13 protein-coding genes and 1 pseudogene are annotated in these 14,732 nt (G+C 55.7%); 7 read left to right on the plus strand and 7 right to left on the minus strand.

Annotated elements, in window-relative coordinates:
* Positions 1 to 38: 38 nt before the first annotated feature.
* Both ACZK45_RS04390 and ACZK45_RS04395 read right to left on the minus strand, forming a co-directional pair.
* A complete protein-coding gene (locus tag ACZK45_RS04390; protein WP_478445494.1) occupies positions 39 to 482 on the minus strand; it encodes a GNAT family N-acetyltransferase in 444 nt (147 codons plus the stop codon).
* Between the two features lie 75 nt (positions 483 to 557).
* The gene (locus ACZK45_RS04395; protein ID WP_440566574.1) at positions 558 to 1,745 is read right to left on the minus strand and encodes a DUF3667 domain-containing protein; all 1,188 of its coding nucleotides are present in this window, start codon (positions 1,743 to 1,745) and stop codon (positions 558 to 560) included.
* 879 nt (positions 1,746 to 2,624) lie between these two features.
* Between ACZK45_RS04395 and ACZK45_RS04400 the strand changes: the two genes are divergently transcribed.
* The 6 genes from ACZK45_RS04400 to ACZK45_RS04425 all read left to right on the plus strand — a co-directional run bounded on the left by ACZK45_RS04400 (position 2,625) and on the right by ACZK45_RS04425 (position 8,188).
* Positions 2,625 to 3,425 (plus strand): Fic family protein, encoded by an 801-nt coding sequence (locus tag ACZK45_RS04400; RefSeq protein WP_478445495.1) that lies wholly within the window; start codon positions 2,625 to 2,627, stop codon positions 3,423 to 3,425.
* Positions 3,426 to 3,648: 223 nt separating this feature from the next.
* Positions 3,649 to 4,341 carry a hypothetical protein gene (locus ACZK45_RS04405; protein ID WP_152593485.1) on the plus strand — a complete coding sequence of 231 codons (693 nt, stop codon included), beginning with the start codon at positions 3,649 to 3,651 and terminating at the stop codon, positions 4,339 to 4,341.
* 365 nt (positions 4,342 to 4,706) lie between these two features.
* Entirely contained in the window at positions 4,707 to 5,045 is a 339-nt protein-coding gene (locus tag ACZK45_RS04410; RefSeq protein ID WP_152593484.1) for a hypothetical protein, read from the plus strand.
* A gap of 1,270 nt (positions 5,046 to 6,315) precedes the next feature.
* Positions 6,316 to 6,900 (plus strand): hypothetical protein, encoded by a 585-nt coding sequence (locus ACZK45_RS04415; protein ID WP_478445496.1) that lies wholly within the window; start codon positions 6,316 to 6,318, stop codon positions 6,898 to 6,900.
* A complete protein-coding gene (locus ACZK45_RS04420) occupies positions 6,897 to 7,817 on the plus strand; it encodes a Kiwa anti-phage protein KwaB-like domain-containing protein (protein WP_478445497.1) in 921 nt (306 codons plus the stop codon). Before ACZK45_RS04415 ends, ACZK45_RS04420 begins: the two co-directional genes overlap by 4 nt.
* Positions 7,818 to 7,888: 71 nt before the next feature.
* A complete protein-coding gene (locus tag ACZK45_RS04425; RefSeq protein ID WP_478445498.1) occupies positions 7,889 to 8,188 on the plus strand; it encodes a hypothetical protein in 300 nt (99 codons plus the stop codon).
* Positions 8,189 to 8,256: 68 nt separating this feature from the next.
* Here the strand turns inward: ACZK45_RS04425 and ACZK45_RS04430 are convergent, their stop codons facing one another.
* From ACZK45_RS04430 to ACZK45_RS04450, 5 genes and pseudogenes are all read right to left on the minus strand, one after another.
* On the minus strand, positions 8,257 to 9,027 hold the full coding sequence (locus ACZK45_RS04430) for an NYN domain-containing protein (RefSeq protein WP_478445499.1): 771 nt from the start codon (positions 9,025 to 9,027) through the stop codon (positions 8,257 to 8,259).
* Positions 9,028 to 9,107: 80 nt separating this feature from the next.
* A complete protein-coding gene (locus ACZK45_RS04435) occupies positions 9,108 to 9,659 on the minus strand; it encodes a hypothetical protein (protein WP_478445908.1) in 552 nt (183 codons plus the stop codon).
* Positions 9,660 to 9,818: 159 nt separating this feature from the next.
* Positions 9,819 to 9,935 (minus strand): annotated as a pseudogene (locus ACZK45_RS04440) (hypothetical protein); the annotation flags it as partial.
* A gap of 154 nt (positions 9,936 to 10,089) precedes the next feature.
* Positions 10,090 to 11,487 carry a site-specific integrase gene (locus tag ACZK45_RS04445; RefSeq protein ID WP_478445500.1) on the minus strand — a complete coding sequence of 466 codons (1,398 nt, stop codon included), beginning with the start codon at positions 11,485 to 11,487 and terminating at the stop codon, positions 10,090 to 10,092.
* 716 nt (positions 11,488 to 12,203) lie between these two features.
* Positions 12,204 to 13,982 carry an AAA family ATPase gene (locus tag ACZK45_RS04450; RefSeq protein WP_478445501.1) on the minus strand — a complete coding sequence of 593 codons (1,779 nt, stop codon included), beginning with the start codon at positions 13,980 to 13,982 and terminating at the stop codon, positions 12,204 to 12,206.
* Positions 13,983 to 14,304: 322 nt separating this feature from the next.
* Between ACZK45_RS04450 and ACZK45_RS04455 the strand changes: the two genes are divergently transcribed.
* Positions 14,305 to 14,694 (plus strand): H-NS histone family protein, encoded by a 390-nt coding sequence (locus tag ACZK45_RS04455; protein WP_478445502.1) that lies wholly within the window; start codon positions 14,305 to 14,307, stop codon positions 14,692 to 14,694.
* Positions 14,695 to 14,732: the final 38 nt, after the last annotated feature.

Genomic DNA, 14,732 nt, shown 5'->3' on the forward strand with positions numbered 1-14,732 from the left:
GAACCACGGCGGGCGTGGATGGGACCGGGGCGGGAGCGCTAGAGCTCCCGCTCCATTTCCACAGCGTCGATCCCGGCGCCGTGGCCATCGGGCACCACACGTGTCACCTGGAAGCCCAGGCCGGCGTAGAAGCCCTGGGTGTGCTGGCTGGTGCTGAGCGTGACGCGATTGATCGAGGGATCCGCTTCGGCCTGGCGCAGGCGTGCCAGCGCCAGTTCGCGGCCCAGCCCCTGCCGGTGCAGCGCGCGCTGCACCATGCCCCAACAGAAACCGGCGCTGCCATCGCCGCGGCGCGACAGGCCGCCACAGGCAACGACACGGTGGTCGCGCTCGATCACCTGGAAGGCGCAGTCCATGGCCTGCTCACGCAGGAAGCGTTCAAAGTCGCTGCGCTCTTCGGGCGCGAAGTAGGTGGGCACGTTGCTGTCGAAAATCGACAGGCAGGCGCTGGCATCTGCGGGTCGGTAGAGGCGGAGGTTCATGGGCCCACGATAGACGATCGTCAGTAGATCCACGCTACACGTGGATTCATGGGCCGGATGCCGTGCGTGTATCCCTCAGGCCGAGATTCCCGCCAGCACCGCATACATCACCACGAAGCTCACCAGGAACAGGTAGACGCCGCCGATGGCAAGGTAGCGCAACACGGTCAGCGCCTTGTTGCCGCCATACACGCGTTGCTGCATCCACAGCAGATAGACCGGGACCGCCAGCCACAGCAGGGCATACAGCCATTGGCTGGCGGCGGCGAAGGCGGGGGATGCGAGCGCGCTGCTGATGCCGGCGATGAGGAAGGTTGCCAGCAGCACCATCATCAGCCAGCAGTGGCTGTACAGCGCCACCACCAGATGTTCCAGATACCCCATCTGCCGTGGCACGTAGGCGATGCGCAGTACCAGCGCGAACACCGGCATCAGGAAGAACAGGGCACCGGGCAATGCGGTCAGGATCGCCTGCATGTACAGATCGGTCTTGCCCCCCATGCGCTGGATGTTGGCGTTGCCGTTGTGCAGGCGCTTGTTGAGCCAGTTGTTGGCGAACCGGGGCCAGCCGGCCACCACGATGGGGTTGGTGTCAGCGTCCCACGGTTTGCCGTTGACGGTGTGGTTGAAGAAGGTGCCGGGCTCGGTCGTGGCGACCTCCTTGCTGGTGCCGGTGAGCTCGGCTTTACGCTGTGCGGCTGCCGCATTCACCGCCGCTCTGGCCATGGCGAAGCCGGCGTTGCCGGTAGCGGGTGAGTTGGCCTGCTGGCGATCGATCGTCGCGAGCTGTTTCGCGCGTGCGGCCTCGACCTGTTCAACGGTGTTGGACTTGGCATACAGCGAATCGCCTCCGCCCATGCGGATGTCGTCGACGTGCACGAACAGTTTGCCGATGAAGAACGTAAACAGGGTGAGGATGACGAACAGCCGCAAAGGCTGCACGTATCCGACCCGGCGGCCCTTGAGGTAGTTTTGCGTGATGCGGCCGGGAACCCAAAGATCGCGCAGCGTGCGGAAGATGCGCCCGTCCAGGTGCCAGAAGGATTCGAACACTTCTTCGATGGCATGGCCCACGTGCTTGAGCGGGTTGTGCGCCGATTGCCCGCAGCGATGGCAGTAGTGGCCCTGCAGGGCGGTGTTGCAGTTCTCGCAGTCGGCGTGAGCGCTGTCGGTCGAACTCATGGGCAATGGGCCAGGCGTCGGATGAAGGCGTCTACGATAGCGAATTTTCAGGTTTCGTTCAGCTTTGTTTTGGAGTGCCAACGAGCGTGCGTAAGGCGATCAAAAGCATCCACGCGTGGCGTGGATCTACTGATGGATCTGGAGGAACAAGTCCCTCTGTTGAGGGGCTGCCCCGACAGGGGCGGGGAGAGGCCGGCAAAGGGAGGGGCCCAAAGGTTGCGCAGCAACGTTTGGGGCGAAGCGCGCGCAGCGCACTTCGCGTCCCGCGCCAGATAACTGAAAAAGGCCGCCCCTGGGGGCAGCCTTTTTCAGTTATCTGGCGGAGAGGGGGGATCCAGTTGAGTCGGATCCAACCCCTTGAACCGCTTGGCATTCACAAACCGGGAGTGCCCTGTTTTGTGCCCGGCGCATTGTAGGACTATCCAAGCATGCACGGATAGCTCCGGGGCTCCTCCGTGTGCCTTTAGAGAATGCCGCCTGGATCGCCGAGGGCTGGTCGCGGGATAGCTACTCCAATTGGTCCTACCCGCTGGACCCGACTGCTCAATGAGCCATCTCAGGGCCTCCTAGTGGCTAACCACTTCACTGCGAACAACGGGCACCCGGCGAGGGGAGAGGATCTTCTCCCAATCACCGGGGGTGATCATGCCACTTCTACGTTAGTACGTATCGGGACGACTCATAAGCGCCGCCCAAGCTCTCAATTCGCTATCGGGGACATGAAGAATGCCGTCGGCTGTTGAAATCCATCCGGGCTGCCTATTCACACCGCTGCCGTTGATCAAGGAAGCGGCCGATCCCCGCATATGGGAAGACCATGGAGTCGTTGTCTCCAGTCCCCAGCCACTGTCAGGGCACTCATTTTCCTCAGTGACGCACACTGACTGGCGGATGGACATGAAAGCGGCTCGGGCACTGCTGCTGATTACAGCCCGATTCAATCGTGTCCACAGAGTCCACGTGGCTGAGAGCTATTCACTTTCACCCAGTGCCAAGGACGGAATCATTCAAAGCATCCGACCGCTGGCAACTAGCGATGTTCAGGATTGGAGGAGTTTTCTGGAGCAGATGGCTCAGTGCTCCGGAATTGCACCGTTCCAACTTCGCTCAGATCGCTCCTGGGTCGGGGCAGCATCGCCCTTAGAGGCAAGTCTTGTTTGCCCCGCAATGGCAAGAGTGCCGCAACAGATGGCGGATCTAGTGTCATTCCTCGCAGATCATCTCGACAACCCCAATGAGGAGATTGACGAAGCCGCGGCATTTCAGTTCTTGACGATCCATCCGTTGCATGACGGCAACGGCAGAGTGGCCCGAACCCTCTTGATCAAAATGGCCTCCAGGAAACGTAGCTTGTATCCGCTTTACATTGCGTGGCGGCTCATGTTCGACAAAATTGGCCTAACTAGATCATGGCGGGAGCGATCCATGGACGGTGGAACCTTATTCGATGTGAACCACTACATCCAATGGCGTCATACCAGCTCTAACATCGGGAAAGCCTATCTCGATGCAGCAGCGGCAGGGTGCGATACCCGCGTTCTGGATTGTCTAGCAGCCTTCGGACAGATTTCCCCAGCCGGCATCTGTGCACTCAACAGCACGGTAAATCATGGGCTTTCCGCAAAAATAGTTTCCAAACACGAGGACTGTCGCCACATCAAGTTCTATAGCGAAACGCTTCGCACCCTTCTCCGGAAGATCTGCGAGGACAGTGCTTCGGGAGAAAATTGCCCTCCTCAATCGATAAATGCACAAGGATGAATTGAGAAAAATGCGACACGTGCACCGCTCAAAAAACTCGACAACTCGGGGCTCGGATCTGAGTGCCGCAATACGGCATAGCATCAGATTGACCTTGGTAGTTGCAGGATGCTTCTTTGCCGTTCAGCCCGGCTTCGCAGACACCTCGACGGACAGGGGCACTACCAATCTTCCTCCGGTGGACGCAACCCCTCCTCCCTACGTTCCTCCATACACTCCTCCGATGGAACCGCCGGCTCGCCCGCCTGACCTAGGATATGATCCCGGCGATTCAAGTGGTGGGGGCGGTGGCGGGGCTGGTAGTGACCAGCAACAATCTTGTGAATTCCTGCTTGCCACTCGTCCCGCCGCATGCCCTAATCCTATTCCCATGCCAACGGATCCGCTGTTTGGGGATGATCGAATACCCGCGGGACAACGCTCTTCCATGCGGATGGCTCATTCGTTCGTCAATGGCAAGGCCTATTGGGAAGGAACGCCGATCCAGATGGATTCCCTAGCCATCTGGTTCCTTCAAGTAGCTTTGCAGGAACAGGTCAACAGTTTCGCCTCAGGCGCCAGCCTTGTGGAGACCAATGCTCGCATGCGGATTCAGCTTGGTTTGACATGTGACATTCAGCTCGATGCGTCGAGTCAGTATCGCGTCGGGGGAACGCTGACCAAGCCGGAACAGTATTGTATCGAGATGCTGAAAGCATTCGATGCTGAGGCCAACGACAATCAGAATTTCATGATTTGGTTCATTGAACATCAACGAAAGGTTGGCGTACCCCTCGAAAACTACGTTCCGTATGGGATCGTCGAGCTCGTTGACACGCGAAACTCTATCGGCGAGAAATGGCGTGCAGTGACGGAAGACGCATCCTGCTCAAAATGGTGGACACAGGTCCAGAAAAACATGTGCGGGGTAAAGTAATGCACGCGAGATCGATTCTGTTTACGGCCATTTTGGCAGTCATCGCCACGGCTTGTTCAGAACAACCCGCCCCAGACAAGGGCGCAGTGACACCGGCGGCAGAAGGCGCCGAGTCGTCCCACTCTGTTCCGGGACAGACACCACGCGCTACCACGTCCCAGCACTCGACGGGTGGTGAATCCCATAGCTTTGACGCGGCCGTGGTTGCGCAGCGCTTGTGCACTGGAGACTGCCGTGACGCCGGCCCTCTGCAAGCAAGATCGCAAGAAGAGGCTGAATGGCTAATTCGGCATCAATATCCTTCGCAGGCTGAACTCGAGCGGCTTCGATCGGAGTCGCTGGATGTATTGCAGCAAAAGGCGTCAGTGGGCGACTCCACCGCAGCCGCGGTGCTGGGAAAACGGATTGCCTTGGAGAAGAACTTCATGGACGGCCAAGTCATGCTCCGAAATCAGGTGCTATCGGGCAACTTCTATGCGCTTTACGCGATCTCAGAGTCGTATCGCGAATCGAAAGTGCCAAACGCGGTAGATGGTGCAGCATATCTCCGTCTGGCTTACATCATGGGCGACCACAAAGCAGCGACCGAGATTGCGAAGATGGGTCTCAGCTCTGCGGAGCTGGCGGCTGCCGACAGGAGAGCGTCTTTGCTCTACAAGGGATTCGCAGGAGACCAGGTGCCTGATCCGCGCCCACAAGGGTAGTCGTATATGGTGCAGCAGGGTGCCCTCTTAAGGGCACCCTGACTTCGCAGGCATGGGCAATAATGCAGTGCTGGTCGATGTAAGCCATCGACCAGCGCGCCAGAGCTCTCCGCATTTTTCCCTTCTTCTTCCCTTGCTTGGCGGCATTGGCTGCTTTTCGCTTTTTCTTCATGGTTCGGCGCAAGCTTCGCCGCTCGTGTCGTAACCAGCGGCTTTCAGGAGTTTGTCGGCGGCGCGTGCCGCTGCTAGGACGTTTGCCCACCCTTAGTGCATAACGCGTTTTCGCCGTTGCGCAAGCCCGGCGGCGCAGGAGCGCCGCCATTACCGTTTTGCCGAGAGGGGGCCGAGCGGCAGCGAGGCCAGTCGATTTGCTAGTGCTCGGTCACCGTCCCGTCTGCCGCCTTGGTCCGGTTCAAGATCAACTGCTGTAGCGGGTCGCCATCGGTCAGGTGCTTGGAAGCGCGCCGATGTCCTCTTCCTTGATTCCCATGCGTTGCTCTCTCAGCGCCTCGAAAGCCCGAGCATAGCGCGCCGTCAGTTGCAGGGCGCAGCTGGGCCACGGGCAGCTCGGTCTTGCGCAGTCGGCGTTTGAAGACGCGATGGCCTGGAGATCGGCGGGACCCGTTGCCGGAACGACCAGAGCCCAGAGGGCGCGCGAACAAGATGGTGTGGGATGTGCATCGTCAGATGTGTCCCGATTCGTGTCCCGCCGAAGGTTACCCCAGAAAAGCAAAAACCCCTGCGTAAACAGAGGCTTGCGTAATCTGGCGGAGAGAGGGGGATTGTCGTGTGCATCCATGCACCCGATCCCGATGCGCGTTGCGCCTCGGGACCCGCCTGCGGCGGTCCGGTTCTGCTCCTGCAGAACCGTCGAACCCCGGCGTGGCTTCTCACCACCCATCCCATCCGCCAGACAAACGCAAAAGGGCCACCCTGTGGGCGGCCCTTTTGCGTTTGTCTGGCGGAGAGAGGGGGAAACAGTACCTTGACCGTCCCGCCTAGCTCCGGAGGCGTCCACAAACCGGATTTGTGTCCTGTGGTGTGTCCCGGATGCTACCCAAGTTCGCACCATGATGCGAACTTGGGTACGGCCTGGAGTTCGTCGGATTGGGCCATCCTAAAGATCCCCGCAGGCGAGCCGTTATCTATGAGGGCCTCTAATCAATGGGTGTCTTTAGCAGGCGTCCTTGACCTGGCGGAGTTCTCGGTCGATGAGACGAGGCCGGTCTATGCTTGGCAACAGAGGGGTGGACTAGAAGGAAATGCCGGAATGCAATTTCGGATGTGGTCAGCAGGAGTGCTTTTTCTAGGGTCGTATGCCCCGCTGGCCTTTGTACTGGCGGCGCAAGACATCAAAAAAGAGCTGTGGGGAGAGCCCGTATGTGGTTGGAGAGGACAGTTTGATTGCGAACTTCAGATCTTTGAGCACCCTTGGGCATCCTTGGCCGCAATAGTGGTTACATCAGCCGCACTGTGGCTGACGATGTATTCCATAAAGGCTGTCCGATTGAAGATCGAAGCTGAAGTTCTGTCCGCGAAGCCCGTTCCGAATGACCTGATTAATTATGTTTTCCCCTACGTTGTATCATTCATGGGGTTGAGTTACGGAGATCCACAGAAGTTGGCGGGATTCTTCGTTTTTCTTGTGCTCTTGTTTTTGATTACGTATAGGTCGGGGCAGATTCTGATGAACCCCGTACTGATTGCTTTCGGCTGGCGACTGTATGAGGTCGATATTACTGTCGGTGGAAAACAGGTCCGTAAGACCGTGCGCGCACTGAAGCAAGGAAAGCTGTTGCCTGGCAAGCAGCTTATTGAGGATGTTCAGGAAGTATATTTGATGGGGGACCCATGAGCGATTTGGCATTGAAAAGCCTCAAGGCATTTGACCTCGCCGGGTCAAACGTGTTCCTTTGGGTGTTTAAGAAGAGCGCTGGCACGAAGAAGTTCAAGGCTTACTACATCAAGACGGATCCAGTCCTGGAGGATGCTCTCAAGGGTTTTGCGGAAAATGAGAGGGCCCGAATTAATGAGTGGATTCCATATGGTCATCTCTCTCAGCCCACCGATGATGGGTGCCTGACTATTGCTGTTGGTGATACCGACTTTCAGATTCTAAAGGATCTTGTTGACGAGTCGGAGTCTGACCATGCGACTAATGATCTTAAGAAGCTCAAAGGCGCTGTCGGCTATCTGGTGAAGTTTGTGAAGGACGGGGAGACCCTCTACGCCACGCGGCGCACGCCGATGACTTGGAAGCCTGTCTACAAAAAGAAAAATGTGATTAATGCCATTTTTAAGAATGGGCAGTTGTCCGCTGTAGCAGGTGATGAGTTCACCCTTGAGCCGCGATTTGACATCTTCGCCTTGGACGATGTTCTTCTGGTGTCGAACAAGAGGGGCTTTGAGTCAATGATGCAGTATCGCGCTGGTTACGTTCAGGCGTTTGGCGAGCTCAAAGCGGAGCCGTCTTTCTCCGCTCTCTTCACTGATATGGCGCCATTGTTGGAATATGTCGGTGAGAACGGTACGCACCTGAAGAGGATGGCGGTCATTCAGGAGAAGTCTCTTTACTCTGACCCCAAATATCTCAAGGCGCTCAAGACCGTTGCGACGAAACGGAAGTGGGGCGTAACCTTCGATAAGGCTGGAAAAATAATTCCGACTGCAGCGACTGCAAAGGTGATCATTACTCTCTTGCTTGATCACCGTCTTGTGAGTGAGATCACTGACATCATGTATGACGTTCCTGATGGCACCCCGGTAAAATAAAGAGTAGGGGACTGCAGCCTATGCAGGGGCACGAGGCTGTGGGGACTGATGCCCCATCCAAGGAGAAGGAAATGAAAAAGCTGTTGCTCACCCTTGCCGCTGGTGTCGCTCTGGCGGGCTCTTTTGCTGTTTCGGCTCAGAGCCATTCGGTGAAGGGGCACTATCGCTCGGACGGTACCTACGTCCAGCCTCACCACCGTAGCAATGCGAACTCCACCAAGCTGGACAACTACAGCACCCAAGGAAATTACAACCCCTACAACGGGAAGTCCGGGACTGTAGATCCTTACAAGCCAACGCAGAGCAATCCATACGGTAGCCCCTACAACCAGCCGAGGACGCAGCCGCGTCGATCTGGTTACGGCTACTGAAGTCTAGGGCCCCGCAGACGCGGGGCCCTTTTTTGGTGCGATGCGCCAAGCGGCAGTAGTGGCCCGCGTCAGGCTGTCTCTGGCTTAGGCGCCAAGCTTACGGACCACTGCCCATTCTCTTCCTGCTTGAGTGACAGGAGATCGTAGGTCTTCACCATATTGAGAAGACCGGAATGCCCATAGATGCCAGGCGAGAAGCCGGAATCTGCTCGCTTCAGATAAGAGCCTAAAGAATTGAGGCTAACCTTGCCCTCTGGCGTGCTACCGGCAAGCAGGGAGACAGCCTCGATGACGAACCGAGGACGGCGTTTGGGGAGCGGCGCGCTGCCGTTGCTCTTTGCCTCGCTGCTGTGCTCAGCAGGGTGCGGCGGGTCCTGAAGATCTGGCGGCTCTGGCGATGAGGCTTCTTGGGCGGACCACTCGAAGAACTGGTCACAGGCATTGCGCAAAGCATCGGGAGTCTTGGCTTCGCCGACGATCAGAACCGTGGCGCCGCGCTCTCGGAGCTTCCTGCAGAGGTAGGCGAAGTCGGAGTCGCTGGTCACTAGGCAGAAGATGTCTGCCCGCTGATCGAAGAGCGCCTCCAGTGCATCCAAGGCCAGGGCGATATCGGAGGTGTTCTTCTTCGCTGCGTATTGGAACTGAAGGCATGGAGTGAAGGCCTGGCGAACCAGGGCCTCTTGCCAAGAGTTGCCCAAGGTAGCGCGATTGCCGTAGCCCCGTCGAAGCGTTACGCGCCCGGCCTGCGCAGCCATGAGGAGCGCGAAGTCCACGATTTCGGGGGCAACGTTGTCGCAGTCAATCATTACTGCGACGGTCGATTCCTGCGGTTGAGCCATGAAGGTGTCCTATGTCTTTACGCTGGTCTAGTTCGAAGTCCAGGCGCAGCGCCTATTGGTAGGAAGGCAACGCTCTCGTTTCAGGCTTGAAGTCTGGCCGCTAAAGCGTAGGTCGGGCTCGGATAGTCGGCGAACAGCTTGATGCGGATCACCGAAGCGCTGGAGCCATCACCGCCCGTCAATGGAACGTCTTGGAGAAGGTGCAAGCACTGACGATCAGATGGAAGCGGATCCTGCTCTGTGCAACCAATCCAGTTTCGCGCATCCCATCGCTTGCCAAGAATGATGGGCACCAGTGGGCTTTGCTCAATAGGAAAAGCACCGTGCACCGCGACCTGGTAGCCGTGTGCAATCTTGGCCAGCATCTGGACGAATGACCAGATGTCCATCCTGTCCTGAAACTGGATGCCGACAGAGGTGTGCTCGCGAACTGTCTCCCCCTCGCCAAGTCCCATGGTCAGCGTATCCATGGCGGAAACCTCTATGCCCTCTGCAGAAGGATCGGGCGGAAATTTTGGGTCGAGGAAACCGGGCAGAGGAAGGACGGGGAGGTGCATGACTTTGACGCTTTGATCCCAAGGGACATCGTGCTCAACCAGGGAATTATCGGCGCGTATGAAGGTCTGTTTCATCGATTCCGTGGCGGGCCGTCGATGAGATTTTCGACCCTTTATTCCCAAAGATTGGCGGCCGCGATCCAAAAATCCGCGAAGCACTCTCATTTCGAACTGGGACGTAAGCTTTGCACACGGATCGCAACTTGAATCTGGCAGTACGAGAGTTCCACCAAGGCCTTTCGGCACGATGTGCTCTTCGGTCAAGCGCCCTTGTGTAGCACCACAATAGATGCAGGCGCCGAATGGCTTGAAACGATGGGTAACAGGTGCCCGCAATCGAGTTGAATCCATTTAGCTACCAGCTCCTTCTGGGACCAGAAATGTCAGGGGCACGGCTCGGCGGCGTCCTAGCCTTGCCCATAGGCCTCGAATGTATCCCATGTAGCAAGGCTAGTCAGCGTGGAGGCTGGACTACCTCCCGGCTGGGCTGATTCTGCTTCGATGCTTAAGGATAGAACCTCTTTTTGTCCTTCAAGCATCGCTTGAATTGCCCCTTGGCATAGACTGGAAGCACCACGGCAGGCCTGTATTTCTCCAAGGTCTCTATCTGCTTCCTGCGCATCACGGCAGGCTTCTTGTGGAAGTAAGCATCGTGAAGCACGGGCACGCGCTTGCTGACAGAGTGGCCCGTGATCAGAGCAATGTCTTCGTCAGGGACGTTCTGGTGGTGGAGCTCTGTAGCGATGGTGTGGCGGAAGGCATGGAACCCGACCCCTCTAGGGAAGCCAAGGTCCTTCATGTAGCGGCTGAACTGGCTAAGCGCCGCCAGGCTGTAGCGAGCATTGGTCTCGCCGGTCTTACGGTTCACACCAGCGGATAGGTGTGGGAAGAGGCGAGGGTGGCCGCACTCTCTGATGTCATCCATGAAGTCTAGGAAGCCTGCGTCCAACAGGGGCTTCGGGATGGGGATCGTTCGGATAGATGCCTTGCCCTTTAGGCTTTGCCGACTCCTGAGCCGGGTCCGGTGCGCCAAGTCAGGATCCACAGTCTTCTGGATGCGGATACACCAGACATCGCTCTCCTGGACGATGTCGGCGACCTTCAGCTGAGCGACTTCGTTGATGCGTGCGCCTGTATACAGGCCGATTATGGGGAGCCACCATCGGTGGGGGTATTTGCTCGCCCAGGGAATGAACGTCTTCGGGTCGAAGATGCGGCGGAGGTCGTCTTCATCAAAGAGCCGCTCTGGCTTGTTGGGATCGGTGACCAGGTCTTTCTTGATCTCTGCGAACGCAGCCATGGGGGACGCATCAATAGCTTTGGTCTTGACCAGCTGATTGAAGAAGGAGACCAGGAAGCGTCGATGACGTTCAAGCGTTGCAGGGGCGAGCTGAGGAACATCTAGCTCCTTGCCGCAGGCAATGGCTTCCTCATAGCTGATTCCTAGATAGGCGGGGTCAGAGAAGAGGCCTGGGGGCGACCAACGCATAAGGTCCCAGAGGCGGTAGATGTGAGGGTGGTCAATACGCGACACGGGGATGTCGCCGCAGGTCATCTGGAGAAGCCGCAGGGTTCGGGCCGTGGAGTCGATGGTCTCTTGTGCGAGGCAGCGGCGTTCTCGGTCGCCTAAGTAGTCCTTGATCTCTACGGACAGAAGCCGGGCAGGGTGGCCTGCGGATAGTGGCTCAAGGTAGCGCGTGCCTGCGGCATTGATGCGAGAGCGTCGGGAGCGCTCCATAGCCGCGTTAAGGATCTCTTGCGCATGGATGGCCGCTTCGCGTCCGGTGATGACCAGCTCATCAATCCGGAAGCGCCCGATCCTGATGCCCTTAAGGTGCAGCGTGTCATCGGCGTCGGGATTGAAAGGGAAGTCTTGAAGGAAGTTCTTTACTGTTTTTGGCATTGCACTGTCTCCGTAGATGATGGGAGCAGTGCTAAGGCCTGGCTTTGATTCGTCAAACGAGATCTAGAGGGTTGCCGCGTTGCTTAGGCATTCGCCGGAACGTAGAAATTAGCGCGAAAACTTTTAGAGGAAATTAGTGGGGTGTGCGTTGCGAGGCGCTGTGGCGCAAGGGTTTGCCTTGGGTGACCGCTTCTATCTTGCAGTCATTTTTGTACTGTACGATTTTGAGTGTGCTTACGCCTAAGCGTGCTTTCTTACATTAATGGCAGTTAGGCATTGGAATGTCGGTCACACAAAGAGCGTAATTTATCTGGCTGTCCGCTGGTGTGCTGTTCAGCCATCGCCATTGATGGCGGGATTAGGATTAACACGGATTAATTTAATTTTCCTGCCGGTAGCGGGACGCGCGATGTCACGGCACTGACTATCTTGGCCCATTTTCGCCACCCTCCTGATGGCGTAGGGTGGGATGATGGGATCTGATTTTCTGAGAATAATTTCATAATCGATAAGGCCTTATCTACACGTCTTTACGCGTCTCTTGCCTACCATGGATGAGAACTGTGCGAAGGTCTTTGATTTATTAATTCGCGCTTAGATGAGCAGCCATTTTAGGAAATGGCTGCTGCATTCAATTTCCCACGCTGAGCATAGGTTCAATCTGTGCAATCCCGCACTCGCCTGGCCTGCGCCAGGCTGCTGTGTGGCAGGCGATGCTATTCGTTCCATTTCCTAATGGTATCGATAAGATTTTCCATCTTATCTGCCCAATCAAAGCGGCTGCTCATTACTTCTGCTGTCATGTGGCTGCGTGAGGCTAGTGCCAGCTCGACCTTATCGATGGAACTTCTATTTAGATTCTTTTCTATATAGGATGAATTGTTTTTTTCTGCCACACGGCTTGGGAAGAACAATTCGAATTGATCGGGATCTGGCGCAGATTCGATGTTGAGAGAGGGGGCGATTACGGAGCCCGGGAGGTAGGTCTCTATTTCTTTTCCGGCCGTAATCCAGATAAATCCATAAGGGAGAGCTTCGACCTGTTCCTTGGCCCGTTTTACGCGAGGCTTGAGCTCGCTATTATCCGAAGATTTATCACTATCACAAACTATGGCGGCATTTCTGTTCAGTGCCAGCAATCGTATTAGGTCCTCCGGGTTAGGTCCTGTGGGGTCTTCGAGCGTTAACCGGGCCAGTAGCGAGCCGCCATAGAATGCGCAAGCATAGTCGCGGCCTTCAATTATTGATCCTTGCGAGATTAGGTGTATCCAGTGATTTATATAGATGGCATCGGAGGGCCCCTCCACCCAGATTATCCCGTTAGCTTGCAATATATCTGAGGCGCGCGCCCCTAGTTCGCCTACGACCAGTGAGCGATCAAGGTGGGCTGTGATGGTTTGTGTGGTCGCGTGATTTCCGTTATGGGAAACTCTTACAAACTGAGCGTCCTTGGACCTAGCGAAGTGGTCAAGTGTTACGCTTGAATGCGTTGTCAGGAATATAGTGCATTTATGCTCCTGGCTGAAATTTTCTATAAAAGTAAGTAGTCGACGAAGAAGCGCTGGGTGCACATTGTTTTCAAGTTCTTCGAACGCGAACACAAATTCGCTTTTGGGTCTTCCAGTCAAGGAGGGAACGACTATAAGATTCAAAAGGACCAATATTACGGTCTTCAGTCCACTTCCAGAGCTACTCAATGGAATAAGCCCCTTTTCTTTCTCCTCCAGGAATATTTCCCACCTGGAATTGTTGTGCTGGTGCACCGAGATGGCGATAAAGTTACCATCTCGACCAAAAACTTCATTTAAGGCTGCCCGGAGACTTTCCTGAATAAGGGTGCGATTAATCATGATGTTGTAAGAGTCAATAAGGTGACTTCTTATTATGTTTGTTGCACCGGCGCCGCTTGGCTGCAAGCTTAATTCTTCGTTAGAAGTTTCATCTTGTATGTCGCGATCTGCAGATAGTTGGCAAAAAACTTTCGATTTGTATGGGCTTTCTAGCTTTAACAATGTGTCCTTTATTGCGCTGCGTATATTATCTGGAGGATAGTTGGAATCATTTTTTTTTGATGATGAGGCTGGGCGTAAAGTAAAATCCCTGGAAGCTATATAGCGGGACGCTGATTCTGTCCATATTGCCTCTGACCCGACAAGGTGCGGGGCATGAGTGTTCCAAATCCTGTCTAATTCTTCAGCGACGGATCCGTTAAATATCCTTATTTTACCGATTGCATCTTTTATTTCATCTTCGCTAAGGGTTGCGCGGAATTCATGCATGATTTTTTCATTCGTGTTGCGACGTTCATCTGCGCACAAAATATCAACTAATTTTACGAGCTGAGATTTTCCGGTATTGTTGCGACCGATGATGACGTTGATCGCACGAAACTCATCAAATCCGCAGAATTCCTGTGTAAAGCAATTGAGTCCTTTGATCTTTGCACCAACGATAGGCATATTGGTAATTCCTTGATTGATCTGAGCGGAAGCCAATGCAGTAGCCTGGCTCGGAAGCGGGTTTAGGTCGCACCCGTCATGAGTGGCGTGGCCGGGAGCTTAGTATGGAATACGCACGAAGTAATTAGAAGTCAAAGATCAAATTTCAAAGATGCATATGTATCCATGTTTCGCTAGTGCTTTAAGAAGGTCTAGCCCATTTGCTGCAGTCGGCGCTGTAGGAATAGCGTTGAGGTGGACATAGCTTGTGCCACACGCCAAGAGCAGATAGGTTGCATACCTTGGCCCGGCCGACTTCGCCGTGCTTCTGCATGGGCCATTGCTACATTTCTTCGTCACCCACATTAGGTTCTTAAGAATGACCAAGCCGTCACTCGATTCCATTGCCTCCGCTAAAGCCAAGCTTGCTGAAGAGCTGCGCAAGCTTGAGGAACAGGAAGTCCAGCTTCTCCAGGAACAAGCCGCTGATGCCTTTGCAGAGGTCGCCAACCTCGTTTCTCGGTACGGTAGGAGCTTCTCTACGAAGCAGCGCGCCGAGATCGTCAGCATGTTGGCGGCGGATGTCCCTAAGAAGTCGGGAGGTGTGAAGAAGGAAGTCGCGCCCAAGTATTGGCTTCCCCACACCGGCGAGACTTGGACCGGTCGAGGCAGAACCCCTCGTGCATTCGCTGCCTGGGAAGGGACTTCGGCTTACACGACTTGGAGGGCCTCCCATCCCAACGACAAATTCCCGGCTTTCCCTGGATAATTCATCTAAGCAGGGGCAGTCTGGTGCCCCTGCGGTCT

Source organism: Stenotrophomonas sp. 63632_Sma, assembly GCF_056482875.1.

Bases quoted from the DNA above. Each gene is read 5' to 3' on its own strand.
- ACZK45_RS04390 (WP_478445494.1), bottom strand. From the start codon at position 482: ATGAACCTCCGCCTCTACCGACCCGCAGATGCCAGCGCCTGCCTGTCG.
- ACZK45_RS04405 (WP_152593485.1), top strand. From the start codon at position 3,649: ATGGAACCGCCGGCTCGCCCGCCTGACCTAGGATATGATCCCGGCGAT.
- ACZK45_RS04415 (WP_478445496.1), top strand. From the start codon at position 6,316: ATGCAATTTCGGATGTGGTCAGCAGGAGTGCTTTTTCTAGGGTCGTAT.
- ACZK45_RS04420 (WP_478445497.1), top strand. From the start codon at position 6,897: ATGAGCGATTTGGCATTGAAAAGCCTCAAGGCATTTGACCTCGCCGGG.
- ACZK45_RS04425 (WP_478445498.1), top strand. From the start codon at position 7,889: ATGAAAAAGCTGTTGCTCACCCTTGCCGCTGGTGTCGCTCTGGCGGGC.
- ACZK45_RS04430 (WP_478445499.1), bottom strand. From the start codon at position 9,027: ATGGCTCAACCGCAGGAATCGACCGTCGCAGTAATGATTGACTGCGAC.
- ACZK45_RS04435 (WP_478445908.1), bottom strand. From the start codon at position 9,659: ATGAAACAGACCTTCATACGCGCCGATAATTCCCTGGTTGAGCACGAT.
- ACZK45_RS04445 (WP_478445500.1), bottom strand. From the start codon at position 11,487: ATGCCAAAAACAGTAAAGAACTTCCTTCAAGACTTCCCTTTCAATCCC.
- ACZK45_RS04455 (WP_478445502.1), top strand. From the start codon at position 14,305: ATGACCAAGCCGTCACTCGATTCCATTGCCTCCGCTAAAGCCAAGCTT.